The sequence below is a fragment of the Tsukamurella paurometabola genome, from assembly GCF_900631615.1.
Taxonomy (GTDB): domain Bacteria; phylum Actinomycetota; class Actinomycetes; order Mycobacteriales; family Mycobacteriaceae; genus Tsukamurella; species Tsukamurella paurometabola_A.
This window is the reverse complement of sequence record NZ_LR131273.1, coordinates 3,301,282-3,326,407: the sequence shown is the minus strand read 5'-3', so window position 1 is coordinate 3,326,407 and position 25,126 is coordinate 3,301,282. Positions and strand designations below refer to the sequence as shown.

32 protein-coding genes are annotated in these 25,126 nt (G+C 70.5%); 23 read left to right on the top strand and 9 right to left on the bottom strand.

Translation table 11 applies throughout. The features are described from left to right. Positions 1-15 precede the first annotated feature (15 nt). From murG to ELY19_RS16640, 7 genes are read right to left on the bottom strand one after another with little or no spacing between them, the layout of a single operon-like run. Entirely contained in the window at positions 16-1,113 is a 1,098-nt protein-coding gene (gene murG / locus ELY19_RS16670; RefSeq protein ID WP_126197228.1) for an undecaprenyldiphospho-muramoylpentapeptide beta-N-acetylglucosaminyltransferase, read from the bottom strand. After that, complete coding sequence (gene ftsW, locus ELY19_RS16665; protein WP_126197227.1) at positions 1,107-2,822, bottom strand: putative lipid II flippase FtsW; 1,716 nt, start codon at positions 2,820-2,822, stop codon at positions 1,107-1,109. The genes murG and ftsW overlap by 7 nt, the downstream gene beginning before the upstream one ends. Further along, complete coding sequence (gene murD / locus ELY19_RS16660; protein WP_126197226.1) at positions 2,819-4,288, bottom strand: UDP-N-acetylmuramoyl-L-alanine--D-glutamate ligase; 1,470 nt, start codon at positions 4,286-4,288, stop codon at positions 2,819-2,821. Before murD ends, ftsW begins: the two co-directional genes overlap by 4 nt. Further along, positions 4,289-5,368, bottom strand: a complete 1,080-nt coding sequence (mraY, locus tag ELY19_RS16655) for a phospho-N-acetylmuramoyl-pentapeptide-transferase (protein WP_126197225.1) — start codon at positions 5,366-5,368, stop codon at positions 4,289-4,291. It lies immediately after the preceding gene. Next, positions 5,365-6,888 carry a UDP-N-acetylmuramoyl-tripeptide--D-alanyl-D-alanine ligase gene (locus ELY19_RS16650; protein WP_126197224.1) on the bottom strand — a complete coding sequence of 508 codons (1,524 nt, stop codon included), beginning with the start codon at positions 6,886-6,888 and terminating at the stop codon, positions 5,365-5,367. Before ELY19_RS16650 ends, mraY begins: the two co-directional genes overlap by 4 nt. Further along, a complete protein-coding gene (locus ELY19_RS16645; RefSeq protein WP_126197223.1) occupies positions 6,885-8,444 on the bottom strand; it encodes a UDP-N-acetylmuramoyl-L-alanyl-D-glutamate--2,6-diaminopimelate ligase in 1,560 nt (519 codons plus the stop codon). Before ELY19_RS16645 ends, ELY19_RS16650 begins: the two co-directional genes overlap by 4 nt. A gap of 9 nt (positions 8,445-8,453) precedes the next feature. Beyond that, a complete protein-coding gene (locus ELY19_RS16640; protein ID WP_126197222.1) occupies positions 8,454-8,732 on the bottom strand; it encodes a helix-turn-helix domain-containing protein in 279 nt (92 codons plus the stop codon). Between the two features lie 79 nt (positions 8,733-8,811). On the opposite strand from ELY19_RS16640, the gene ELY19_RS24140 reads away from it, so the two are divergent. Then, the gene (locus ELY19_RS24140) at positions 8,812-9,018 is read left to right on the top strand and encodes a helix-turn-helix domain-containing protein (RefSeq protein ID WP_126197221.1); all 207 of its coding nucleotides are present in this window, start codon (positions 8,812-8,814) and stop codon (positions 9,016-9,018) included. Between the two features lie 17 nt (positions 9,019-9,035). Here ELY19_RS24140 and ELY19_RS16630 read toward each other — a convergent pair whose 3' ends face one another. Next, positions 9,036-9,257 (bottom strand): hypothetical protein, encoded by a 222-nt coding sequence (locus ELY19_RS16630; RefSeq protein ID WP_126197220.1) that lies wholly within the window; start codon positions 9,255-9,257, stop codon positions 9,036-9,038. Positions 9,258-9,537: 280 nt separating this feature from the next. Between ELY19_RS16630 and ELY19_RS23540 the strand changes: the two genes are divergently transcribed. The 22 genes from ELY19_RS23540 (at position 9,538) to ELY19_RS16530 (ending at position 24,151) form a co-directional block, all read left to right on the top strand. After that, entirely contained in the window at positions 9,538-9,714 is a 177-nt protein-coding gene (locus ELY19_RS23540; RefSeq protein WP_164711627.1) for a hypothetical protein, read from the top strand. Further along, positions 9,708-10,190, top strand: coding sequence for a hypothetical protein (locus tag ELY19_RS16625; protein WP_126197219.1), 483 nt, complete (start codon positions 9,708-9,710; stop codon positions 10,188-10,190). Before ELY19_RS23540 ends, ELY19_RS16625 begins: the two co-directional genes overlap by 7 nt. Then, the gene (locus ELY19_RS16620; RefSeq protein WP_126197218.1) at positions 10,187-10,534 is read left to right on the top strand and encodes a hypothetical protein; all 348 of its coding nucleotides are present in this window, start codon (positions 10,187-10,189) and stop codon (positions 10,532-10,534) included. The genes ELY19_RS16625 and ELY19_RS16620 overlap by 4 nt, the downstream gene beginning before the upstream one ends. 418 nt (positions 10,535-10,952) lie before the next feature. Then, the gene (locus tag ELY19_RS16615; RefSeq protein WP_126197217.1) at positions 10,953-11,255 is read left to right on the top strand and encodes a hypothetical protein; all 303 of its coding nucleotides are present in this window, start codon (positions 10,953-10,955) and stop codon (positions 11,253-11,255) included. Beyond that, positions 11,252-11,440 carry a hypothetical protein gene (locus tag ELY19_RS16610; RefSeq protein ID WP_126197216.1) on the top strand — a complete coding sequence of 63 codons (189 nt, stop codon included), beginning with the start codon at positions 11,252-11,254 and terminating at the stop codon, positions 11,438-11,440. The genes ELY19_RS16615 and ELY19_RS16610 overlap by 4 nt, the downstream gene beginning before the upstream one ends. Beyond that, complete coding sequence (locus ELY19_RS16605) at positions 11,433-11,726, top strand: HNH endonuclease (RefSeq protein WP_126197215.1); 294 nt, start codon at positions 11,433-11,435, stop codon at positions 11,724-11,726. The genes ELY19_RS16610 and ELY19_RS16605 overlap by 8 nt, the downstream gene beginning before the upstream one ends. Continuing rightward, positions 11,719-11,919 (top strand): hypothetical protein, encoded by a 201-nt coding sequence (locus ELY19_RS16600; protein ID WP_126197214.1) that lies wholly within the window; start codon positions 11,719-11,721, stop codon positions 11,917-11,919. The genes ELY19_RS16605 and ELY19_RS16600 overlap by 8 nt, the downstream gene beginning before the upstream one ends. A gap of 89 nt (positions 11,920-12,008) precedes the next feature. Beyond that, a complete protein-coding gene (locus ELY19_RS16595; RefSeq protein WP_126197213.1) occupies positions 12,009-12,422 on the top strand; it encodes a hypothetical protein in 414 nt (137 codons plus the stop codon). Between the two features lie 61 nt (positions 12,423-12,483). Beyond that, positions 12,484-13,815 carry a terminase large subunit domain-containing protein gene (locus tag ELY19_RS16590; RefSeq protein WP_126197212.1) on the top strand — a complete coding sequence of 444 codons (1,332 nt, stop codon included), beginning with the start codon at positions 12,484-12,486 and terminating at the stop codon, positions 13,813-13,815. A gap of 3 nt (positions 13,816-13,818) precedes the next feature. Further along, positions 13,819-14,022, top strand: coding sequence for a hypothetical protein (locus tag ELY19_RS16585; protein ID WP_126197211.1), 204 nt, complete (start codon positions 13,819-13,821; stop codon positions 14,020-14,022). A 29-nt stretch (positions 14,023-14,051) separates the two neighbouring features. Next, positions 14,052-15,179, top strand: a complete 1,128-nt coding sequence (locus tag ELY19_RS16580) for a phage portal protein (protein WP_126197210.1) — start codon at positions 14,052-14,054, stop codon at positions 15,177-15,179. Then, entirely contained in the window at positions 15,176-15,895 is a 720-nt protein-coding gene (locus ELY19_RS23845; protein WP_126197209.1) for a peptidoglycan-binding protein, read from the top strand. The genes ELY19_RS16580 and ELY19_RS23845 overlap by 4 nt, the downstream gene beginning before the upstream one ends. Continuing rightward, on the top strand, positions 15,886-16,020 hold the full coding sequence (locus ELY19_RS24000) for a hypothetical protein (protein ID WP_265582793.1): 135 nt from the start codon (positions 15,886-15,888) through the stop codon (positions 16,018-16,020). Before ELY19_RS23845 ends, ELY19_RS24000 begins: the two co-directional genes overlap by 10 nt. Beyond that, complete coding sequence (locus tag ELY19_RS16570; RefSeq protein WP_126197208.1) at positions 16,017-18,068, top strand: hypothetical protein; 2,052 nt, start codon at positions 16,017-16,019, stop codon at positions 18,066-18,068. Before ELY19_RS24000 ends, ELY19_RS16570 begins: the two co-directional genes overlap by 4 nt. Before the next feature lie 3 nt (positions 18,069-18,071). After that, on the top strand, positions 18,072-18,416 hold the full coding sequence (locus ELY19_RS16565; protein WP_126197207.1) for a hypothetical protein: 345 nt from the start codon (positions 18,072-18,074) through the stop codon (positions 18,414-18,416). A gap of 1 nt (position 18,417) precedes the next feature. Next, positions 18,418-18,753: a hypothetical protein gene (locus tag ELY19_RS16560; protein ID WP_164711626.1), complete on the top strand. Its 336-nt coding sequence runs from the start codon at positions 18,418-18,420 to the stop codon at positions 18,751-18,753. Positions 18,754-18,765: 12 nt separating this feature from the next. After that, complete coding sequence (locus ELY19_RS16555; RefSeq protein WP_126197206.1) at positions 18,766-19,230, top strand: hypothetical protein; 465 nt, start codon at positions 18,766-18,768, stop codon at positions 19,228-19,230. 6 nt (positions 19,231-19,236) lie between these two features. Further along, on the top strand, positions 19,237-19,581 hold the full coding sequence (locus tag ELY19_RS16550; protein WP_126197205.1) for an HK97-gp10 family putative phage morphogenesis protein: 345 nt from the start codon (positions 19,237-19,239) through the stop codon (positions 19,579-19,581). Positions 19,582-19,592: 11 nt separating this feature from the next. Beyond that, positions 19,593-19,886, top strand: coding sequence for a hypothetical protein (locus tag ELY19_RS16545; RefSeq protein WP_126197204.1), 294 nt, complete (start codon positions 19,593-19,595; stop codon positions 19,884-19,886). 127 nt (positions 19,887-20,013) lie between these two features. Continuing rightward, positions 20,014-22,077, top strand: a complete 2,064-nt coding sequence (locus ELY19_RS16540) for a phage tail tape measure protein (protein WP_126197203.1) — start codon at positions 20,014-20,016, stop codon at positions 22,075-22,077. Between the two features lie 3 nt (positions 22,078-22,080). Further along, on the top strand, positions 22,081-23,529 hold the full coding sequence (locus ELY19_RS16535) for a hypothetical protein (RefSeq protein WP_126197202.1): 1,449 nt from the start codon (positions 22,081-22,083) through the stop codon (positions 23,527-23,529). 10 nt (positions 23,530-23,539) lie between these two features. After that, a complete protein-coding gene (locus ELY19_RS16530) occupies positions 23,540-24,151 on the top strand; it encodes a hypothetical protein (protein WP_126197201.1) in 612 nt (203 codons plus the stop codon). Positions 24,152-24,302: 151 nt separating this feature from the next. On the opposite strand, the gene ELY19_RS16525 is transcribed toward ELY19_RS16530, so the two are convergent. Further along, positions 24,303-25,118, bottom strand: coding sequence for a tyrosine-type recombinase/integrase (locus ELY19_RS16525; RefSeq protein ID WP_126197200.1), 816 nt, complete (start codon positions 25,116-25,118; stop codon positions 24,303-24,305). Positions 25,119-25,126: the final 8 nt, after the last annotated feature.

Below are 25,126 nucleotides of genomic sequence, written 5' to 3'. Positions count from 1 at the left end.
CTCCTGTCGACTCGGTCACGACTTCCGCCTCTCCTGTGCCAGTGCGAGGGCCGCCGCCGCGACGGTGCCGGCCGCGTCGCGGTGCCCGGTGCCGCCGGCGGCGGCACTCATCGCGGCGAGCCGGTCGGCGTCGCCCGCGAGCGGGACCACGGTCTCGCGCACCAGGTCCGGGGTGAAGGCGGCGTCGTCCACGAGCAGCCCGCCGCCCGCGGCCACGACCGGCTGCGCATTGAGCGCCTGCTCACCGTTCCCGTGCGCGAGGGGCACGTAGACCGCCGGCAGCCCGACAGCCGCGACCTCGGCCACCGTCATCGCGCCCGACCGGCACACGGCGAGGTCGGCGGCGGCGTAGGCGAGGTCCATCCGGGTCAGGTACGGCACGGCCACGTAGCCGGGGACGTCGACGTCGACGGAGTTCTTGGGGCCGTAGGCGTGCAGCACGCCGATGCCGGCGCCGGCGAAGTCCCGGGCGGCACCGACGACACCGTCGTTGAGGCGGACCGCGCCCTGGCTGCCGCCGAAGACGAGCACCACGGGGCCCTCCGCGGGCAGCCCGAAGTGGGCTCGCGCCTCGGCGCGCAGGGCGGCGCGGTCGAGCCCGGTGATGGAGGCGCGCACGGGGATGCCCACGACCTCGGCCGGCACGCCGGAACCGGGGACCGCGGCGAAGACCGTGGTGGCGAGCTTGGCACCGACCTTGTTCGCGACCCCCGCGCTGGCGTTGGCCTCGTGGATCACGATGGGCACGCCCATGCTGCGGGCGGCGAGGTAGGCGGGCAGGGCGACGTAGCCGCCGAATCCGATGACCACGTCGGCGCCCGTCTCGCGGAGCACCTTCCGCGTGCGGCGCACGGCACCCGCGAGGGTGAAGGGCAGCTTCGCGAGGTCCTTGCCGGGCTTCCTCGGCAGCGGGACCGGCGGGATCATGGCGAGCGGGTAGCCGCGTTCGGGAACGAGGCGACCCTCGAGGCCCTTGGGAGTGCCGAGGGCGGTGACCTCGGCGTCGGGGCGCAGGGCCCGGACGGCGTCGGCCACCGCCAGCGCGGGTTCGATGTGACCTGCGGTGCCGCCACCGGCAACCACCACCGAAACCGCTCGAGAAGAACTCACCACGCCCGTCTGCCCTTTTCCTGTCCTCGGCGCCGCTGCTGCTGCCGCGGCGCGTTCCGCTGCTGCCCGGCGCGCTCGCCCCGCCAGGGCTCTCCGCCCCGGCCCTGCGGCCGCATCGGCGGGAGGTCCCGCCGGGACGCCTGCCGCCGGGTCAGGCTCTCGTCACCGTACGGGTGTCGATCGTACGGCGACGGGGCCGACGGTGCGCTGCGCCCCTTCCGCGGGGGCTGCGACGGTCCGCGCCCGGCCGGCGCGGGGCGACCGGGCCGCGGGGCGGGACCGCGGCCGGCCGGCCGCTCGGGCCGCGGCGGGACGTAGGGCAGCGGCTTGGGCAGGCGCAGGAGGCGACCGGCGCGCCCCTCCCGGCCGCCGGCGAGCGCCGCGATCGCCTCCGGCTCGTGCCGGGCGGCGTTCGCCAGCAGGCCCATCATGAACAGCACGAGGATCACCGAGTTGCCGCCGGCGGAGAGGAGTGGCAGCTGGATGCCGGTCACCGGCAGCAGGCCCACGACGTAGCCCATGTTGATGATCGCCTGGAGCGCGATGAGCGTGGTGATCGAGGCGGCCATGAGGCGCAGGAAGGGATCGGCGACCCGGCGGGCGATCCGCATGCCCACCCAGGTGAGGATGCCGAACATGAGGATGACCACGCCCGCGCCGAGGTAGCCGAGCTCCTCGCCGATGATGGCGAAGATGAAGTCATTGTGCGCGTTCGGCAGGTAACTCCACTTGGCGGTCGAGTTGCCCAGGCCCACGCCGAACAGTCCGCCGTCGGCGAGGGAGTACCGCGCCTGGTTCGACTGGTAGTTGGCGCCGAGCGCGTCGTCGGTGCGGCCGAGCCAGGCCTGCACGCGCGCCGAGCGGTAGCCCTCCGCGAGCGCGAAGAAGATGCCGAGCAGGGCGAAGACCACGAGCAGCGAGGCGATGAGCTTCGAGGACAGCCCGGCGTAGTACAGCAGCATCGCACCGACCGAGACGATGATCATGGCCGTCGACTGGTTCGGCTCCGCCACGACCAGCGCCGCCATGAGCACCACGACGGGCCCGAGGGGCAGCAGGAGTTCCTTGATGTTGCCCTTGCGGCCGCGGTCCGCGAGTAGGTGCGCACCCCAGACGATGAGCGCGACCTTGGCGATCTCCGACGGCTGCAGGGTGAATCCGCCCACGTCGATCCAGCGGCGCGCGCCGCCGACCATGGAGCCGACGCCGGGCACCAGTACGGCCGCGAGCAGCGCGATCGACACGAGCACACCGCCGAGCGCGACCCGGCGCAGGAGTGCGGGCCGCAGGTAGAGGGCGAGGACGAAGGCGACCACGCCGAGGCTCACGTAGATCAGCTGGCTGGTGAACTTGCCCCACGGCGAGCCCGTGGCGCTGATGTCCTCGACGGACGACGCGGAGAGCACCATGATCAGGCCCATCACGGTGAGGACGGCGGTGAGGCCGAGCACCAGATGGAACGACGCGAGCGGCCGGCGCAGGGCGGTCGCGAGCCCGACGGCGGCGCTCCGCAGCAGCGAGGCGCCGGTGCGCGCGACATCGGCTCCCGAGCGCGCCGCGGACGCGGCGGCCGCCCCGCGCGAGCCCGTCGCCGACGCGGCCGTCTCCCGGGGCTGCGCGTCGAACTCGGTGCTCTCGGGGGCGTTGACGCCGCCGGGGACGAGGTCGGGATCGGTGTCGGTGCCGGCGGCGGCCTTGCCGGCGCGGCTCACGAGGCGTCTCCGAGCGCGCGGGCCGACGCCGCGAAGGCGTCGCCGCGGTGCCCGTACGACGTGAACATGTCGAGCGACGCGGCCGCGGGCGCGAGCAGGACGACGGGCGCGGCACCGTCGTGGGCGGCGGCTTCGGCGATCCGGGAGGCCTCGGCGACGACTGCGGCCATCACCGCATCCGCATCGCCGGACACTCGCACATCGCTAGCCCCATTCGTCCCTACAGAACGGTTCGCATCATTTGTCACAGGAGACACACGACTATGTTCGCCCGCGGACACCCGAACCACGGGGACATCGGGCGCGTGTCGCGCGAGTGAACCGGCGATCTCGTCCCGATCCACCCCGAGCAGAACCGCGCCCACGAGCCGCGGCGCGACCCGCTGCACGAGCGGCCCGATGTCGGCGCCCTTGAGCTGACCGCCCGCGACCCACACCACCCGCTCGTGCGCCTCGATGGAGTTCAGCGCCGCATGCGGGTTCGTGGCCTTGGAATCGTCGATGTAGGTGATGCCGCGCACCGTCGCGACGGACTCGGCGCGGTGTGCGCCCACCCGGAACGCCGCGAGGGCCTCCCCCGCCTGGGCGGCAGTGACGCCGACGGCCTGCGCGAGGGCGGTCGCGGCCAGCGCGTCCGCGATCCCGGCGGGCCCGGGCGGCGACACCCGGTCCGCGGGCACGACCGGGGCCCCGGCACCGTCGACCAGGACGCCCTCGCGCACGCCGTACTCCCCCGGCCCGGGCTCGCCCGTGGTGAAGCCGACGGTGATCTCCCCGCGCAACCCGGAGGCCACCGGGTCGTCGAGGCCGATCACGGCGAGTTCCCCGGACAGTGCGCGCGCCTTGTCGGCGGTGTACGCCGCCATCGAGCCGTGCCAGTCGAGGTGATCCTCGGCGACGTTGAGCACGACACCCGCGCGCGGTCGCACGGACGGGGCCCAGTGCAGTTGGAAGGACGACAGCTCGACGGCGAGCACGCGCGGATCGCCCTCGTCGCCGATCGCGTCGATGACCGGGCGGCCGATGTTGCCGCAGGCGACGGCGCGCACGCCGGCGCGCAGCAGGATCGACTCGAGCATCTGCGTCGTGGTGGTCTTCCCGTTGGTGCCGGTGACCACGAGCCAGTCGCGGGGCGCACCGAAGGCACCCGCGCGGTCGATCCGCCAGGCCAGCTCCACGTCGCCGATCACCTCGACGCCCGCGGCCTCGGCGGCCACGACGACGGGCGCGGTGGGCCGGAAGCCCGGCGCGACCACGACGAGGTCGTAGCCCGACGGGTCCTGGCCGTCCAGGTCGGCGACCGTGATGCCCGGCACCTCGCCGGCGATCTTGTCGCGCGCCGCGGGCTTGCCGTCGGCGACGGTGACCGTGGCCCCGAGCCGGAGCAGGGCGCGGGCGACGGCCGGGCCGGTGACGCCCCCGCCCGCGACGAGGACGTGCGCGCCGGGGCCGGGGAGCGTCGCCATCTAGCCGACCGCTCCGGAGCCGAGGAACTCGGCGTAGAACAGCACCAGGCCCAGGCCGCACGAGATGGCCGTGAGCAGCCAGAACCGGATGATCACCGTGGTTTCGGCCCACCCGGAGAGCTCGAAGTGGTGGTGGAAGGGCGCCATCCGGAAGACGCGTCGGCCCGTCGAGCGGAAGACCGCGATCTGGATGACCACCGAGACCATCTCGGCGACGAACAGCGCGCCCAGCACCACGGCCAGCAGCTCGGTGCGGGTGGTGATCGACAGGCCGGCCAGCAGACCGCCCAGCATGAGCGATCCGGTGTCGCCCATGAAGATCTTCGCGGGCGCGGCGTTCCACCACAGGAAGCCGAGGCAGGCGCCGCCCGCCGCGACCGCGATGAGCGCCAGGTCGAGCGGGTCGCGCACGTCGTAGCAGCCCGCGACCTGCTTCGTCTCGCACGCGTAGCGGAACTGCCAGAAACTGATGAGCACGTAGCTGCCCAGCACCATCGCCATGGACCCGGCCGCCAGACCGTCGAGGCCGTCGGTGAAGTTCACGGCGTTCGACCAGGCGGAGACGACGAACCAGCAGAAGATCACGAAGAGGATCGCGCCCATCGAGATCGTGTTGATGTCGCGCGTGTAGCTGAGGAACTCGCTGGCGGGGCGCACCCCGTCGGCGTTGGGGAACTGCAGCACGAGGACGCCGAAGATGAGGGCCGCGACCGTCTGGCCCACCGTCTTGGCGGTCTTGTTCAGGCCCAGGTTGCGCTGTTTGCGCACCTTGATGAAGTCGTCCAGGAAGCCGACCAGCGCGAGCGAGGTGGCGAGCCCGAGCACCAGCAGGCCCGACGCGCTGGGGCCCGGACCGGAGTTCCAGCCGAGCAGGTGCGCGCCGAGGTAGCCGGCCCACAGGGCGACGATGATCGCGACGCCGCCCATCGACGGGGTGCCGCGCTTCTTCTGGTGGCTCTGCGGTCCTTCGACGCGGATCTCCTGGCCGAAGCCCTGGCGGGAGAAGACCCGGATCAGGACGGGTGTGAGCAGGATCGCCACGGCCAGCGAGATGCCGCCCGCGAACAGGATCTGGATCACTTCGGTGACTCCCCGTTCTCGTTGTTGACCGTGCTCGCCGTGCCCAGGTGCTCGGCGACCTCCCACATCTTCTCGGACTTGGACGCCTTGACCAAAACGAGGTCGCCCGGGCGGAGCTCCGCGCGCAGGCGCTCCACGGCCTCCGCGCGGGTGTCCACGCGCACGGCCTCGCTGCCCCACGAGCCCTCCATCACGGCGCCCTGCCACAGGGCGTGCACGGCGCGCGATGTGCCGACGCAGATGGTCCCGGTGATGTCGAGGCGCACGAGGAACCGGCCGAGGCGATCGTGTTCCACGATCGACTCGTCGCCGAGCTCGCCCATCTCACCGAGCACCGCGAAGGTGCGCCGCCGCTCACGGCCGGGGAGCCGCTCCCCCGCCTCGTCGTGCTCGGACATGAGCACGAGGCTGCGGAGCGCCGCCCGCATCGCGTCGGGGTTCGCGTTGTAGGTGTCGTTGACGACGGTGACGCCGCCGTCGGTGGTGAAGACGTCCATCCGGCGGGGCGATGCGGCGCCCGCGCCCGAGAGCGCCTCGGCGACCTGCGCGACCGTCGCACCGCATTCGAGGCCGACCGCCGCGGCCGCCAGCGCGTTGTGCACCTGGTGTTCGCCGTGGACCTTGAGCGCGACGGGCGCGGTGCCCGCCGGGGTGCGCAGCGTGAAGGCGGCGCGGGCCTGCGCGTCGATGCGGACGTCCTCCGCGGCGACGTCGGCCTCCCCGGTCCCGTAACGGACGACCCGCGCGACCGTCCGGGAGGCCATCGCGGCGACCGCGGCGTCGTCGGCGTTGAGCACGGCGGTGCCGTCGGCCGGCAGCGCCTCGACCAGCTCGCCCTTGGCGCGGGCGATCGCCTCGCGGGAGCCGAACTCGCCGAGGTGGGCGGTGCCCACGTTGAGCTCGACGCCGATGCGGGGCGGGGCGACCTTCGCCAGCGCCGCGATGTGGCCCTCGCCGCGGGCGGACATCTCCAGCACCAGGAACTTCGTCGACGCGGTCGCGCGCAGCGCCGTCCACGGGTGGCCGATCTCGTTGTTGAAGGAGCCGGGCGGCGCGACGGTCTCGCCGAGCGGCCGCAGCACCGCGGCGATGAGGTCCTTCGTGGAGGTCTTGCCGGCCGAGCCGGTGACGCCGACGACGGTCAGCCCCTCGGCGGCGAGGGCCCTCGTGCAGTGCGCGGCCAGGTCGCCCAGTGCCTTCAGCACGGCGGCGCCCGCGCCGTCGGTGTCGTTCTCCAGCGCCATCACCCGGTTGTCCGTCTCACCGGAGACGGGCACGACGATCGCGGGGACGCCGACGGGGCGGGCACCGAGCACGGCGACCGCGCCCTTCGCGACGGCCGTCGCCGCGAAGTCGTGACCGTCGACCCGGGCGCCCGGCAGCGCGAGGAACAGCCCGCCCGGGCCGATCTCCCGGGAGTCGAACTCGACGGAGCCGGTGACCCTCGCCTCCGGATCGGGCACGTCGTGCAGAGTGCCGCCGACGATCGCGGCGACCTCACGCAGGGTGAGATCGATCATGCGCCCGCCTCCCCCGCGGCCTGCCGCGACTCCAGCGCGGCCGCGAGCTCGTCGCGGTCGTCGAAGGGATGCTTGACGCCGTTGATCTCCTGCCCCGCCTCATGCCCCTTGCCTGCGACGAGCACGACGTCGCCGGTGCGCGCCCAGTTCACGGCCTCGGCGATCGCGGCCCGACGGTCGCCGATCTCGCGGACCTCGCCGCCCGCGGGGACGGCGCGGGCACCCGCGACGACGGCGGCGCGGATCGCGGCGGGGTCCTCCGTGCGGGGGTTGTCATCGGTGACGATGACCAGTTCGGCGGCGCTCGCGGCGGCCTCGCCCATGAGCGGCCGCTTGCCGCGGTCGCGGTCGCCGCCCGCGCCCACGACCACGGCGATGCGGCCCGCGGTCTGACCGCGCAGCGTCGCGATCACCGCATCCAGCGCGGCGGGCTTGTGCGCGTAGTCCACGACCGCGAGGAAGTCCTGGCCGCGGTCGATCCGCTGCACCCGGCCGGGCACGGCGACGGCGCCGATGCCGCGGGCCGCGTCGGCGAGCGGGACGCCCGCCTCGTGCGCGATGACCAGCGCCAGCGCCGCGTTGGCGACGTTGTACGCGCCGGGCAGGCCGACGACGGCGGAGAAGGTCTGGCCGTCCGGGCCGCTGAGGGTGAACCGCTGCGTGCCGTCGGAGTAGGCCGCGACCTCGCCCGCGGTCCAGTCGGCGGGCCCGGTGGTCGCGACGGTGACCAGCGGCAGCCCGGCGGCGCGCCGCAGCTCGGCCATCCGCAGGCCCCACTCGTCGTCGACGCAGATCACCGCGCGCTCGCAGGCCTCCGGCCCGAGGAAGAGCAGCGATTTCGCGGCGAAGTAGTCCTCCATCGTGGGGTGGTAGTCGAGGTGGTCCTGGCTGAGGTTGGTGAAGGCGCCGACGGCGAACCGGGTGCCACCCGTCCGGTTCTGGGCCAGGGCGTGCGAGCTGACCTCCATCACGGCGGCGGTGACGCCGCGCTCGACCATGGATGCGAACAGCCCCTGCAGGGCGGAACCCTCGGGGGTCGTGAGCGTGGTCGGGACGTCGACGCCCGCGATGCGCGTGCCCACGGTGCCGATGAGGCCCGTCGGGTTGCCGCCCGCGGCGAGCGCCGCCTCGACGAGGTAGCTGGTGGTCGTCTTGCCGGAGGTGCCGGTGATGCCGACGAGCGTCATCCGGGCCGACGGTGCGCCGTACACCACGGCCGCGACCGGGCCGAGGACCCGGCGCGGGTCCTCGTGCAGCAGCACCGGGACGTCGTGGCCGTCCTCCGCGAGGAGCGCGGCACCGTCGGCGTCGGTGAGGACGGCGACCGCCCCCGCCTCGATCGCGCCGGCGGCGAAGCGCGCGCCGTGCGTCGCGGTGCCGGGGACGGCGCAGAACAGGTCGCCGGGGCGCGCCTCCTGGGCGCGCACGGTGGCTCCGGTCAGGCGCACCGCCGCGGCGTCCGCGCCGGCGAGGGTGACGCCCGGGACCTGCGCCGCGACCTCGGCCGGCGTGGCTCCGCGGGGGTGGGCGGGGCGAGTGAGAGTCGATTCGGGCACCGGTAGATCCTACCCGCCGGTTGAACCCTCCCCCTGGTTAGGACCACCGTCAGTCGGCACCGTCCCGTGCTCCAACCAGTCCAAATCAACGCCGGTCACCATCGCCCACGCAAGCAACGTCGAACGGCGAACGTCGTCGCCGCGCTCTGCTCGCTGCACGGTCGTGTTCGACACGCCGAGCATCTCAGCGAAATCCCGCTGACTCGCGCCAATATGCCGCCTTGCCAGCTCTAGCCGGAGGTTGCGCGGCTGATCCGGAATCACCCCGCGCCGATGTGCAGTCGTCATGGTCAGCACTCTACCGGCAATGACGCGATTACCTCACTATTGCGCGTCGGGTTGCCAAAACTGAAGTCTTTACGTCACTATGGCTGCCATGAGTTCCATGCCTGTAATTACTTCGGTGTGCTCCGTCAGTGACGCGTCGGCGATGTTGGGCCTCCCGCTCTCCACCGCCCAGCGTTGGGCTCGCCTTGGTCGGCTGCCGGTCGTGGCGAAGATGACCGGCGGGACCGGCGCTTACGTGCTCGACCGCACCGCCGTTGAGGCGATGGCAGCGGAGCGTGCGCGGTGAGCCGGTCGGTTCGGGCGTCAGTCACCGCCGCGCATGTTCGCGCGGCGCTCGATCGCAGCGAGAGCAACCGCCGTGTGGCCGACGAGCTGCCCGTAGAGGTCTTCGAAGCGTCCGGTGAACGGGACGTTGCGCAGGAAGTCTGCCGTGATCGGAACGTCATCACCGAGGTTGTAGATCGTCTCGGCGCGCTGAGCCTCTGCGCTGGCGTTGTTCTCATCTTGATCGCTGTAGTCAGTCACAAATCTTCCCCTTTCAAGGGTGCCGCCCGGTCGGTCCGGGCGTCGGCACCGACGGGCCGGATACCCGTCGATGCATCGCATTCTGGGGTAGCCCACCGACAGGTCCGCCGCCTCGCGTTCCTCCTCCCGCGTGCGCGGCACCTGTCGGGTCGGGCTGGCGGTGCCCGATGAGCCCCGCTGTGCAGGCGCTCCTGACGGTGCCGATCATCTGCACGCCCGTGCTCGTGGCCTGGTGGGCTGCCGAGCGCCCCGGTCGCGCCGACCGCGCGGAGCGCCGCCGATGACCGACCTCCCCGAGAAGATGAACCGCCCGCCGTGCCTCCCGGGCGGGTGCACCAAGGACGTGCGCCACCTCGGCAAGGGCACATCCGCCGGCGACTGGCCTTGCACCCACTGCGGCTGGTCGATCCGCGAGAAGCACGCCCTGGTCGCCCAAGATAAGGGCACGCTGTGGTGACCCGCGCCCGCAACGCCTCCCACGGCACCCGCTCGAAGTACACGACCGGCTGCCGGTGCGACGACTGCCGCGCCGCCAACACCGCGTATCAGGCCGATTGGGAACGCCGGAATCCTGCCGCGAAGGCCCGCCATGACGCGCAGCGCGCCGCGTGGAAGCGCTCCGACAAGGGGCGCGCGGCATCCCGCGCGTGGAAGGAACGCAACGCCGAGCAGGTCCGCGCGAAGAACCGCGCCTACTACGCCGCCAACCGCGAGAAGGTCAAGGCGACCGTCGCCGCCGCCCGCCGCCGCGAGCAGGCCGACACGATCCTCACCTCCGAGCTGCACGGCACCGAGTGGACCGCCGCCGACGAGGCGGAGTTGATCCGCCTGTATGGCACCCTGCCGGTCCGCGAACTCGCCGCCAAGCTCCACCGCACCGCGAGCGGCGTCCGCTCCCGCGTGCAAGTCCTCCGCCGCCGAGGTGAGCTATGAACGTCATCCCGTTCGGGCGCACCCCGGCAGAGCGCCGCAAGAACGCCGAGCGCGCCGCCCGCGCCGAGACGAAGACCCGCCACCCCGCAGGCTCCAAGCGCCCGCTGACCGAGCAGGAGCTACGCGAGGCGTCCGCCTTCGAGCCGGACTGGCGCTCGAAGCACCCATCCCGCACCGAGGCCCGCCGTGCGCAAATCCTCGACACCAAGACGTGCAAGGGCTGTGGCGTCACCGTCGATTGGCCGAACGGTCGCGTCCACTCGACCGGCAAGTGCCGCGACTGCCGCAGCAAGGACATGACCGTCCAAGGGCCGGAGCCTCCACCAGACCCCGCCCTGTTCTAAGTGCCGATCGGCACGAAACCCCTGAAAACCCGTTCCACCAGCTCGCCGCGACCGCTCGCCCCGGTTGTTTCGTCGCCCGTCAGAGGGGCTTCACCCCCTCGTGCCGAACGGCGTATGCGGCACACCCCGATCACGTTGTGGAGTCGGTAAAGGCAGACTCGGGCGACACGCGGCAGAACGTAGCCGCGCCAACAGAAAACGTTGGCCCACAACGGAATATCCCAGTCCTGCGCGCCGAGTAATCCCCGGCGCGGAACAAACAGGCTCCGCTTGGCTCCGTCCGGCAAGCCCTAGTTGTTCGCACCGCGAGAACTAGGGGAAGCCCACCCACCTACTTCCACCATCCGGCAACAGCCGGAACGGGAGCCGATAGGAAAACCCAATCACGTTGCAAGACAATCGAACAGGAGATAACACCATGACCGAACCGAACTACTCCCCCACGCTGCTCGACGCCACCCGCGAAGCGCTGGAACAGACCGGCATCATCGACCGGCAGGACTCCCCCCTCGAATCCGGCTACGTCGTGGACGCCGACCTGATCGACCTGCTCGACGCCCTGCGCGGACGCGGCTGGATCGTGCAGCCCGCGCCGGTCCCCGGTGTCCCGGTCAACGCCCTACCGGACGGCCCGCCCGCACCCGGCGCACCCGCTGACCCCGGCGCGGCGGTCGATGCCGGCGAGGGCGTCGCGCTCCCCGACTGGTGGGGCCGACCGTGAACGGCTTCGTGGGCGGTGGCGCGCACTGGCGCGTGCTGCCCGTGCGATTGAAGGGCTTCCCCGCACTGTGCTGGCAGGTCTACCGCCGTCACTGGGACCACTGGGAGGCTGTCGGGTACCCGCACCGGTACCACTTCACGGCGATGACCGAGGCGAACAGGCTCGCGAGGCTCAACCGTGCGTAAGTGGGGCGGCAGGCCGGCAACGCGCCTCGTGCGGGCGACCCTCGCCACGTACGGGACGCGCTGCCACCTGCGCGGCCCACGGTGCCGAGGGACCGCCACGACCGCCGATCACCTCATCCCCCGATCGCGCAACGGCCCCGACACCCTCGACAACCTCCGCCCCGCCTGCCAGCCCTGCAACCGGCAGCGCGGAGACATGACCCTCACCGAGTGGCGCACCCTCCACGGACGCCCCACCACCAACCTCGCACCATCCCGAAACTGGCTAGGAGACACCGATGAATGACGACCCGCTGTACGGACGCGGCGGCACACAGCCACCGCCCCGCAAGGTGACCGAGGTCGGGTGGATCAAGTGGTGGCGCGGCGCGGACGGCACCGAGCACACCGAGTTCAAACCCAACGCGGTGCACACGCGCGATGAACAGCGCGCACTGATCGAAAGCGTTGTCGCGCAGTTTTTGACACCGCGCTGCTAACGCCGGGCGGACCTCCGCCTCCTCTTTTTCCAGCAGTTCCGAGAGGGTGGGGGTCGGTACATTACGACACGTGACGAAAGGAGACCGAAATGCCCCGACCTGACCCGCGAGCGCCCAAGCTCGGTCAGCAGTCGCTATTCGATGACGAGCCGACCGCCGCCAAGGTCAACGGCCAGGTGACCCGTGGCCGGCACAGCGAGGCGATCGACCGTTCGATCCATGCCGCCTACGCCAAGGGGTACATCGAGGACGTGGACGAGGCGGCGGTGACGCTGCTCCGCGCGATCGGAACGAACTTCGATGAGGCGGAGCGGCAGCGCGACCTGTGGGCGGTGTCCAAGGCGCTGCCCGGTGCGGTCGATCTGCTCGACCGTCTGCACATGACCCCGGAGTCCCGCGTCACCGAGGGCGAAGACGAGATGGCCGGCCTCATCCGCGAGATGATGTCCGCCGAGCAGGAGGCGACCGGTGGCGACACCGAGGTTCATCACCCCGCGCCGTAGCCCGTACAGCTACGCCCCAAAGGTCGCGTTCCTTGCCGATCGCGCGTTTGGGCGTCCGTTCATGCCATGGCAGCACCAGGCGTCCGGCCTGATCGAGGAGTGCGACGCGGACGGCTGGCTGCTCAACCCGCTGGTCGTCATCACCGTTCCCCGGCAGTCCGGCAAGACGGAACTGGTCAAGGGCACAGCGGTCCGGCGCACCATGTCCCGCCCCAAGGCCCGTATCTGGTACACCGCGCAGACCGGCATCAAGGCCCGCGAGCAGTTCACTGAACTCATCGATGACGTGGAACTCTCGCCGCTCCGCTCGGGCTTCAAGTGCCTGCGCGGCGCGGGTGACACCTCGATCAACCTGCCGCGCATGGGCGGGAGGTTCCGGGCGTTCCCGCCGACGCCTGACAGCCTGCATTCAAGCCAGTCCGATCTAGTGATCCTCGATGAGGCGTGGTTCTTCGATGAAGACCTTGCCGAGGGCATCATGGGCGCGATCGGCCCGACGCAGGCCACCCGTGGCCGCAAGGGCGGCATCCCGCCAGGGCCGCAGATCATCGTGGTTTCCACCATGGGCACCGCCAAGTCCACGTGGTTCCACGGCCTGGTCGATCGAGGCAGGGCAGGGGAACCGGGTATCGCCCTGATCGACTACGGCATCGGCCCCGACGTGGACCCCCTGGACGATGAGGCGATCGCCGCCGCCCACCCGGCGATCGGCCACACACAGGGCATGGACGTGCTGACCACGGGGCGCGCCCAGCTCTCCCCCGGTGAGTTCACCCGCGCCTACGGCAACCGGCCCACGTCCGCCTTCGATCGCCTCATCCCCGCCGAGGTGGCGGAGCTGGCGACCGTCACCGCCGACCTGCCCGCCGGCCAACCGGCGTTCGGCGCTGCCGTGTCCTTCGAGCGCGACGAAGCCGCGATCGTCTCGTGCGTGATCGACGCGGCCGGCGTCCCATGGGTGGAGGTCGTCCTTATCACCGACGCCACGGACGATCTGGTCGGCAAGCTCACCTCGGTCACCAACCGCAACGGCGGGCACGTCGTCATCGACGGCAACGGCCCCGCCGCCTCGCTCGCCGAGGCGGCAGACCGGGCGGGCGCGATCGTCACCAAAGTGGGCACCGCCGAACTCGCGTCGGCAACCGCCGATATGCTCGACCGCCTCCGTAAGCCGCTGACGGAATCCGGCACCGCGCCGGCCGTCCGGCTCCGCGCTCACCCCGCCTTCAGCGAAGCGCTCGACGCCGCCACGCTGCGCACCGTGGGCGACCGACAAGTCCTCGCCCGACGCGGCTCCGCCGCCCCGATCACCGTCCTTGAAGCCGCCGTACTCGCCGTCCGCGCCGCGCTCACAAAGCCGAAACCACCAGTCGCACCGAAGATTTGGATATGACCCATGGCACGTAACCACAAGATCGACTTCACCAACTACTCCGCCGTCATCGTGTGCAACCGCCCCGGCTGCCTGTGGCGGTGCGGCGCGACCGACCGGCGCTCCGCGTGGCGTCTGTACGCCGGCCACTGCCTGTTCGTCCACCACGACGCAGCGGAGGCACGGCACGCTCGCTACCGCGCGGGAGCGCCGAACTACGTTTCGTAATCCTGACGGTTGTTCACAGTCTGGTTCGTGTGAGCCTGGTATCGAAACTGCGCGCCGCCCTCGCGATCCCCGCCGTCGCGAACGGTGAGGCGAACCTCCGTCGCCTCTCCCCGTATGACGACGTGAACCACCTGTGGCCCATCGTCGCGCCGGACTGGTTCCCGACCGGCGGCATGACGCGCGAGCAGGCCATGCGCATCCCCGCCGTCAACCGCGCCCGCCGCACCATATGCAACAGCATCGCCCGGATGCCACTGCGCGCCTACCGAGGTGACGCGCTGCTCGGCAAGGCGGACCGCCCGAACTGGCTCGACCGGACGGACGGCCCGGTGTCCCCGTATCACCGGATGCTGTGGACCGTCGATGACCTGTTCTTCTACGGGGTGAGCGCGTGGGCGGTCCAGCGCGGCGCGCCCGCCGCACCGAACACGCTCGGCCCGGTCCTGTCTGCCGATCGAATCCCGTTCGCGCAGTGGCGAATCGACGGCGACACCGGTCAGTTCGTCTACACCGGACGCAACGGCACCGAGTACCCGGCGTCGCTCGATGAGGTGATCGTCATACCCGGCACCGACGACGGCCTGTTGGTGGACGGACTGACCTCGCTCGTGCACGCCCGCGACCTGCTCAACGCCGCCACCAAGGCCGCGTCCACGCCCTCGGCGTACGTGCACCTGCACCAGACCAACGAGTTCCCTGCCACCGAGGAACAGCTCCTCGAAGCGCGCGACGCCTGGATTGCAGCGCGGCGCGGCGAAGGCTCCGGCGTGGCGGTCACCTCCGCCGGCATCGACGTCAAGGAACTCGGCACCTTCAACCAGCACTTGCTGGTTGAGGGCCGCAACGCCGCCGCCCTCGACGTGGCGCGCTCCGCTGGCATCCCCGGATCGATCATCGACGCCGCGAGCGCGGAGGGACTGACCTACGTCAACGCGCAGGCCAAGCAACAGGACTTGATCGACTTCGGTCTGACCGCGTACATGGCCCCGATCAGTGCGCGGCTCGGTCTGGACGACATGTCGCCGCGCGGCACGCGGATCGCCTTCGACCTCGAAGAGCTGCTTGGTCCCGGCGCGATCGCCGGGACTCCCGACGACGGCGGCGCATCGAAGCGCCCCGCCCCGACCCCGACCACCAACACGGAGGCATCGCAGTGACCCGCTACCCCGTCCGCCCCGGCGTTCCGTCCGAGAACGGCTGGCCCATGATCAACCGCTCCGGGTGCGTGCTCATCACCGCGCCCGGAGCGGGACGCCAAGTCCCCGTCCGCGCGGGCGACGTGGCGACTGTCCTGTCTCGGTTCCTCGCCGCGTACAGCGTCAACGTCGAACCGATCCGCTCGCAGGTGTGGGGCTGGTCCGCCGACAACGACGTGGCCGACTCCAACCACATGTCCGGCACAGCCGTAGACATCAACGCGCCGCAGTACCCGTGGGGGCAGCGCGTGATGCCCGCCGATCGCGTCGCCAAGTGCAACGACCTCGAAGCCGCGTTCCGAGGCGTGATGTTCTGGGGTCGGAGGTGGAACCGCCCGGACGAGATGCACTGGCAGATCGGCGTGCGCCCCGGAGACCCGCGCCTGATCGCGCTCGCCGCCGACATTCGCGCCGGACGCTTCCAGATCGGCGTCACGCCGACCTCGCCCGCGCCCGCGCCCGGTCGTCCCGTGCTCCGGCGCGGCGACACCGGGGACGACGTGCGCGCCTTGCAGGCCCACCTCAACCGGGTCTTCCCCCGCTACAGCCATCTCGACGTGGACGGCGACTTCGGCCCCGCCACCGAGGCGGTCGTGCGCGAGGCGCAGCGCCGGGGCGGCATCGCCGCTGACGGCGTTGTCGGCCCCGACACCAGGCGGGTGATCCTGTGGCCCTGATCGCCCTCGTGTTCGTGCTCGGCATCGTCTCCGGCATCGCCGCCACGATCGCCGCGCTGGTCGCCTATATCCTGTGGACCGCCCGCGACCTCCCCGACAACATCGAACCGTCCGCGAAGGAATGACGTTGAAGAACAACCGATTACAGATGCTCGCCCTCTCGCTCGGCTCGCTGATCGTGCTCCTGATCATCGTCGCCATCCTCTACGACGCGATCCGCGATCAGTCCGTGGTCGAGTCGCTACCGACCCTGCTCGGATTCGCCACACCGTATCTGGCGATCCTGTTCGGCGTCGCGAAGATCGGCGGCGACGTCGAGAAGATCAACGGCGCAGTAGCCGAGACCAACAAGAAGGTCAACGGCAACTACGAACAGCTCGCCCAGCAGAATCAGGAACTCGCCGCAAAGCTTGCCGCGCTCACCGGTAACCCCGACACCGGAGCGATCCCGATGCCCACCACCGAGCTGCTCGGACGGCACCGCGTGCAGCCGCCGCCTGGGGACGGATCGCTCGGAGGCGTCGCCCGGTTCTCCGCCGAGATGGTCGCCGGACTGCACACCGAGGGCGGGCACGTCGCCCACGCGGCGAAGGCTCGGACCGTGACCGGTCTCGTGCTCCCGTGGGAGGAAACCGGCTACACCGACCTCGGCGCACTGGAGTTCGGGCGCAACACCATCCGCATCCCGCGTGACCTCGCCCGATGCAAGCTGCACCTGGACCACACCGGCACGAAGGACCACGCGGTGGTCGGCTACGCCACGGACGCCGAGTACAAGCCGGACGGGCTGTACATGTCCTTCAAGGTCGCCGACACCCCGGACGGCGACCGCGCCATTCACCAGATCAAGGAGAAGGTCCGCGACGCGCTCTCCGGCGAGGTCGCCGCGATCCGCAAGAACGGCAACACCGTCATCGACTCGATCCTGACCGGCGTCGCCCTCGTGGACACGCCCGCCTTCCGCTCCGCCCGCGTGCAGAGCGTCAACGCCTCATTCCACAACCCGACCACCACCACCGAACAGAACGGAAACACCATGAACGTCAAGGACTTCATCCTCGCCCTGATCGCCAAGGGCGCATCCGAGGCGGACGCCCGCGCCGCCGCGATCAAGGTCTACGGCACCGAGGCGGTCAACGCCGTCTCCGCCGACGACCTCGACTTCATCGACGCCGACGAGCAGGACAGCGCGGCCACCGAGCAGCCGGACGGTGAGCGCGCCGCCGCGTCCTTCCACCGCTCGCGCGAGCTGATCGTGCCCGGTCGCGAGAACCAGGGCAGCGGAGGCGGCGAGAATGTGCACCTGTCGATCGGCGAAGCTGCCGAGACGATCCGCATGATTCAGGCCGGTCGCGGCGGCGACGTGGCGCACGCGGCGCTCGCGGACATCAAGGGCTCCGCGATGATCGACGCGGAGCCGCCGCAGTGGCTCGGTGAGCTGTGGTCCGGCCCCGCCAAGAGCCGCCGCCTGATTCCGCTGCTCGGTCGCCGCGACCTCACCTCCTACCGCATCCAGGGCTTCACCTGGACGCAGAAGCCGCTCGTGGCGTCCTACGCGGGCGACAAGGCGGAGATTCCCACCAACCCGGTGGCGATCGCTCCCTACGAGGCGGAGGCCGCGCGCTGGGCCGGAGGCCACGACCTCGACCGCAAGTTCTACGACTTCGGCGACGCCACGATCCTCGAGTCCTACTGGCGCGCGATGAACGAGTCCTACGCGATCGTCACCGACACCGCCACGGGCGTGTGGGTCAACGCGAACGCGAAGACGATCACCAACGCCGCCGCGACAGACCTGCTCCGCGCGATGATCGTCGCCCGGACCGCCGTCGATCAGGCGACCGGCGTCACGCCGTCCTACTACCTCGCCAACCCGAACGACCAGTTCGCCCTGCTCGACTACACCGCGCAGACGACCCCCGCGTTCCTCGGCCTCGCCGCACCGGACCCGGCCTCGATCGTCTGGACCTCGGCGGTGCCGGCGGGAACGCTGGTCGCGGGTGCCAAGCAGGCCGCGACGTTCTACGAGCTGCCGGGTAGCCCGCTCCGGGTGGAGGCGGAGCACTTGTCGCACGGTGGCCGCGACCGCGCCCTGTTCGGCTACACCGCCCACACGCTCGACAACCCGGACGGCCTGGTCAAGGTCCAGTTCGCCGCCCCGGCGGCAGGCTAAGCCATGACGACCCCGACCGAGGGCACCGGCCCCGCCGACGTGACACGCGTCAAGCGGTGGCTGTACGCCAACGACCCCGCCGTGGCGGACGACGCGACGCTGATCGCGGAGGTGTGCGAGGCGGTCAACGCCTTCATCACCTCCTACATGGCGACGCCCGCCAACGGGGAGTGGCCGGCCGACGTGATGCAGGGCGCGACGATGCTCGCGGCCCGCAACATCGAACGGCGCAACTCCCCGGTCGGGGTCAGTCAGGGAATCGACGGCGCGACGTACATCCCGGGCCGCGACCGCGACCTGGACCAGTACCTCCGCCTCGGGCAGTACCGCCGTCTGGTGGTCGGCTGACATGGCCTCGCAACTGCTCACCGACCTCGACCGCCTCGTGGACGCGCTCCGCGCCGCCGGGATCCACGCCTCCGTCGACCTGAAGAACCTGACCAGCGTCGGCGTCGGCGTGTGGGTCACCCCCTTCGACTGGACCGCCGACCTCGCGGGCAACCTCCACGTCCGCGCCGCCCTGTTCCTCATGGGGCCGAAAGGCTCCGGGCGCAACCATCTCGACCTCATCGGCTCGCTGCTCGATCAGGTCGCCGAACTGGTCACCTTCGATGAACCGCCCACCTACGTGGTCGTCAACGACACCGACCGCCCCGCCGTTCGCATCATCACCACCACCGACTAGGAGAACACCGTCATGGCTATCAAACGGCCCATCGTCGCCCTCGGACCCGGATCGCTGATCTTCGGCTCCGGCACCGGCGCTTCCCTGCTCGACATCTCGTGCCAGGTGACCGCCGCCAAGATCACCTTCGACTCCGACAAGGAGGACGACCTGCCCACCCTGTGCGGCGACACCATCGCCGGGGAGAAGCTCTACACCAGCAAGCTGGAATTCTCCGCCGGTCAGGACAACGAGAAGGACGGCCTGATCGACTGGACGTGGAAGAACGCCGGCAAGGAGGTTCCGTTCACCTTCATCCCCAAGGAGGGCGAAGCCGCCGCCGTCAACGGCCGCGTCATCGTCGATCCCGTCGAGTACGGCGGCGATGTCAAGAAGCGCAACATCTCGGATGCGGAGTGGGACATCGTAGGCCTGCCGACGTTCACGCCGGACAGCACCGCCGACTCCACCAAGTACCCGCCCGCCCCCACCCCGTAGGCAACCGTGGTTGAGGTCCGGGTCACCGGGGACCGCGCCGCGATCGCATCCCTGCGACGCGCGGCGCGCAACATCAAGAACCTACAGCCACCGACCAGCAAGGCGGCGCGCACCGTCGAACAGACCGCGCGCCGCCTCGCCCCCAAGCGGACCGGTCGCCTCGCGGCCGGCACCCGCTCCCGCGCCAGCGGCGGCGTCGGCACCGTCTCCAACACCGTCCGCTACGCCGGGTATCAGGAGTACGGCACCCGCGTCATGCGAGCGCACCCGTTCATGCGACCAGCGTTGTACGGCACCGACATTCACGACATCTACGAGGACCACGCAGAACGCGCGGTCCGGCACATCTAGGAGACACACCCATGGCTATTCAGCGCATCCGGCTTGACGTGGCGATGCTCGACGGCACCGAGTACGAAGACCTCATCGTCACCACCCGTGATCGCATGTTCCTCGGCGCGCACGCCGCCCGCCAGAAGTGGGGCAACCTCGCCGAGGACTCCGACCGGTCCCTGACCTTCCTCGCGTGGCAGGCCATGAAGCGCCTGGGCCACTTCGATGGCAACTTCGAGCAGTTCGTGGACCAGTCCGAGACCGTCTCCGGTAAGGACATCTCGACCGTGGACCCTACGTCGACGGAGACCTCGGCTACCTGATCGCTGGTCTAGCGATCGCGCTGGGCGTACCTCCGGCGTCCCTGCTCGATGAGAGCGAGGAGATGCTCGCCACCCTCGTGGACCTCCTCGAAGAACAAGCCGAACAGATAGAACGGAACCGGTAACTGTGGCAACAGTATTCGTCAACATCATCAGCAAGGCGAATGACTCCGGGTTCGCGAAGGCGACCCGGAACATCGCCAAGCTCGGGTCCGCCCTGACGGCTATCACCGCAGGCGCGGCCGTCGCCGGGGGCGCGGTCGGCGCGCTCGGCGTCGGCCTCGCCGGGGTCGGCGCGCTCGCCGCCCCGGCGCTCGCGGCCGTCATGGTCGGCATGGACGGGATCAAGCAGGCCGCGCAGGCTGCCGCCGCGCCAGCGCAACGGCTCAAACAGGCGCTATCCGCCGAGTTCGCCAAGGGCATGGTGTCCGGCTTCCGCGACCTCGGCGCGGTGCTGACCGGCATCACCCCGCAGATGCAGGGCGTCGCGCGGGCGGTGTCCGGTACCTTCAACGGCCTCGCCGCCACCATTCGATCCAACCTCCCCGCCCTGCAACAGCTCACCGCAGGCGCGGCGACCTTCGTCGCGGCGCTGGGTCCCGGCCTCAATCAGCTCACCGCCGGCCTGATCGGCTTCGGAGCCAAGGCGGCAGCGTCGGCGCAGCAGGTCGGCGCGGCGTTCGGTGGCATGCTCGGCACCATCGGGCAGGCGTTCAACAACCTGCCCGTCTCCGCGATCATGACCACCTTCTCCGGCGCGCTCACCGGCCTGGGCAACCTGATCGGCTCCCTGGTCAACCTGTTCGGGCAGCTCGCCGCCGCCATGGGACCGTCGCTCGGCGCGATCTTCACCAGCCTCGGGACCGCCGTCAACGCACTGACCCCGCCCCTGACGGAAATCGCCCGCGTCGCCGGCCCCGCGCTCGCGCAGACCTTCACCAACCTCGCGCCCGCGCTCGGCACCCTCGGCGGCGCATTCGCTCAGGTCGTCTCCGCGATCGCCCCGCTACTCCCGCCGATCGCCTCGCTGGTCTCCGCACTCGTCGGCGCGCTCGGCCCCGCGCTCCCGGCGGTCGTCGTCGGTGCGATCGGCCTCGCCGCCGCGCTCAAAGGCCTCATGCTCGCCGCGTCGGTCGCCTCCGCTATCTCCTCGATCGGCGGCGCGGTCGGCGTGCTCGGCCCCGCCCTCGCAGCCGCCCGGACCGGCATGGTCGCGCTCGCGACCGGCTTCCGCGTCGCCGCCGTCGCCTCCGCTCAGTTCGCCCTCGCGCTGCTCGCCAACCCCATCACGTGGATCATCGCCGGGATCGTGGCCCTGATCGCCGTTATCGTCCTGATCGCCACGAAAACCACGTGGTTTCAGACCATCTGGCAGGCGATGTGCAATTTCGCGGTCGCCGCATGGAACCTGATCGTCTCCGGCGTGCAGGCCGGCGTCGCCGTCCTGCAGGCGATATGGGCGGCGATCGTCGCCTACTTCACCATGCAGTGGAACATGATCCAGGCCGTCGCCACCGCCGTGTGGAATGGCATCGTCGCCGTCGTGCAGGGCGCGATCAGCCTGATACAGGGCATCGTGAGCGGCGTCGTCGCCGTCATCACCGCCGCCTGGCAGGGCATGCAAGCCGCCGCGTCGGCGGTGTGGAACGCCGTGCAGGCCGTCGTCTCGGCGGTCATGAACGGCATCTCCGCCGTGGTCTCCAACGTCATCAACACCGTCGTGTCCATCTTCCAGCGCGTGCAGGCGGTCGGCGGCGCGGTGTTCGGCGCGGTCGCCGGAGCGGCGCGGGCGTTCGGGTCCGCCGTGTCCTCGATCATCGGCTTCGTGCAGTCGCTCATCTCCGCTATCGCCTCGATCCGGTTCCCGTCCCCACCGTCGTGGCTTACGTCCCTGTTCGGCGGGGAGGCGATGATCGGCCCCGGCCTCACCGGCTTCATGGTCCCGCCCTCGGCCGGCCTCCAGCTCTCGCCGAACGCGCTGCACCTCGCGCAGGGCTACCCGTCCCTGTCTGGCCTCGGCGCGCTCTCGGCGCGCGGCGGCGTCACCATCAACCAGGACAACAGCACGCACGTCAAGGTCGACGGCTCCGGCATCGTGGACGCGAACGCCGTCGCCGGGTCCGTGGCGTACGCGACCAAGCGCACCGACCGCACGACCGGCACCACCTACGCCATGAAGCTCGGAGCGTAGGCGATGCCCGTCAACCCGCAACCGCGCATCATCCTCGATGGGACGTTCCTCTCGTGCGCCCCGGCCGTCACCAACGACACCGGGCAGAAGGTGTTCGCGCTCGACCGCCCCACCCTCGTGGACGACCTCGCTATCTCGTGGGGCCGTGACGACCAGTGGACGCAGCCCGACCCGGCGGTGGTCACCTTCAAGCTGTGGGAGCCGTACCCCGGTACGTGGCTGACGAAGATCGTGCAGGACACCGCCATGCGGCGCGGTGTGAACATCGTCTACACCGAACCCGCCTCGGCGGGCGGGCTGTACCCCGGCGACAAGTCGATCTTCCAGGGCTTCACCACCAACGTGGACGTGGTGTGGTCCGTGCAGCGCACCGCCGCCGGGAAGACCGCCGGATGGCTCGTGACGATCCAAGCCGCCGACCGCTCCGCCACGCTCGGGCAGCTCAACTGGGCTGCCGGGAACGTGCTCCCCGAAGAGAACATGACCAACCGGGCGGTCAAGATTCGCAACCAAGGCGCGCCCGCCGGCATCCGCGAGATGTACTTCGAATCCCGGTTCGGCGTCGCGATGTGCAAACCCGTTGCTACAGAGAACAAGTCGGTCCTGGACATGGTGAACGCGATGTACACCAGCTTCGCCGACCAGTGGTGCTACAACCCTGAGCGCAACACGATCAACCGGATTCCCACCGGCTCGACGTGGGGCAACTATGACCTGGTGATCGGCAAGCCGTCCTCATCGAACGTGCTGCACCTGTTCCCGCCGGACTGGCAGGACACGACCGGCGCGCAATCCGAGATCGACACGCGCAAGTACTACCCCGGCAGCATCGGCGCGTGCAACGTCACCGGAGACATCCGGCTCGCCGCGAACACCGTGCAGTCCATCACCGACCTGTCGTGCTCGTGGTTCGACAAGCCGAACAACAAGGACTGGAAGACCAACCTCACGGTCAAGAGCGACGGCGGTCCGCCCGCGCGGCTGTCGTGGGAATCGTGGATGAACAACGGGACCGCGATCGACCCGATGATGCAGGACGTCAAGAACATGGTCCTCGGTGACGGTCGCCGGCCGATGCACCCGCAGATCGTGTGGGACACCCGCAAGACCGGACTGGTGGACGACTGGTGCACCTTCAACCGGCTCACCCAGCCCGCGCAGACCATCGGCATGGTCGCCCTCACCGGCAGCCCGTTCTCAGCGGCGACCGGGCAGCCGCCCGTCTGGCACATCTGCGGCGGCATCATCCGCTACGTCGCTGGCTACTGGCACTTCACGATCAACCTCGCGCCCACGTCCATGCCGCTCGACCCGAACCGCAAGCCGCTCACCCCGGACACGGTGAACAAGTCGATCACCCTCGATGACCCGAACGCGCTCCGGTTCGATCACTCGATCACGCCGTTCGATCTGTACTACGTGTCCAACCCGAAAGTCTACCCCGTCCCGTAGGAGGACCACCATGCCCGGAGGCACCGCCAAGTACGGCCTGCCGTACCTGCTCAACACCGAGGGTCTGTGGACCATCGGCAACGTCACCAAGCTCCTCGCCGAACGACTCGAAGCGCTCATCGACAACGGCACCTTGAAGGGTGGCAAGGGCGACACCGGAGCTCCCGGCGGACCGAACGGCCCCGCCGCGTCCATCGTCCTGAACACCGCCTACAGCGCGGCGTCCGGCTCGATCTTCTTCGCCTTCAACAACTCCGGCACCGTCGAATACGACCTTCGCACCGCGGGCGGCGCGCAGACCTTCAACAACGGACTGATCGCCTCCCGCGCCGGCATCTACCAGATCAGCATCGTCGTCCCGTGGGGCACCAACAACGCCACCGGGCAGCGCGTGATCAAGCTCGTGGACGACGCGAGCGGCGAGGCGTACGCCGAAGACGTGCGTCCCGGCGTCAGCATGGAACAGATCAACCAGCTCTCGGTGACGATGCCGCTGACCGCCGGCCAGAAGCTCAACTGCTACGTGTACCAGAACAGCGGCGCGGCGCTCAACGTCGGCGGCACGCAGCAGGGCCGGATCAAGACCCGCTTCGCCATGACCTATCTCGGTCCCTCGACCTAGTTCGCCGCCGCGCGTACCCTCTCGATCGCGACCCATAGCGTCGGCCACTCCGCGCGCAGTCGGGCGACCTGCGCGCGGTGATAGGCCGGTTCCACCCCCTCGCGGGTTATCGCGTCATCTAGTGCACGCGCAGCGTCCCGAAGTTCGTCACTCATGCGGCGAGGCTAGCAGCTTGTGCGGCACGCCGTTTCGCGTCGTCGGGTACCGCCGTGTAGATCTGTGTCGTCGCCACCGAGGCGTGGCCCAACAGCTCCTGCACGGCCCGAATGTCGTGGTCGGCGGCGTAGGTCACGGTGCCGAACCGGTGGCGGAGCGTGTGCGCAGTCCACCGGCCTGGGAGCAGCTCGGACATGAGCACCCCAACTCGAGCCGCGCACAGGTGCCCGTCCGTGCGCCCTGGGAATGTCCAACCTGCACCACGCGCTGTGATCGCCTCGGCCAAACCGTCACCGATCGGCACCTCACGCGTCCGCCCGCCCTTGCCTGTGACGCTGAGGACGTAGCCGCCGATCGCCTGGTAGACCTTGTCGCCTCGCGTCGTGGCGATCTCCTCGCGGCGTAGGCCGGCCTCGCTGCCGAGACGGAGCATGAGCAGTTCGCGCGCGCCCACGTTCGCCATGGTTGCGATGATCGCTTCGTCCGGGCACGGTCGCGGAACTCCGGCGGGCACTCGCACGCGGGGCAGCAGTGCCGCCGGGTTGTCCCCACGCCGCCCCGTGCGATGCATCCAGCCGAACAGGTCGCGCAAGCTCACCTGCGCGACGTGGCGGGTGGCGGGTGCCCAATGAGGATTGGCTGCAAGGTAATCGGACAGGTCATCGATCGTCACGCGGGTGGGCGATCGCCGGGTGAAGTCCGCAAAGCACCGCGCGTAGTACTTCCGCAGCCGCCGTGTCTTGCGCGCCCGCCCCGCCGCGACCAGGTAGCTCGAATAGCTCGTCAAAACGTCACCCCATGCCTTCGTCATGGGAACGT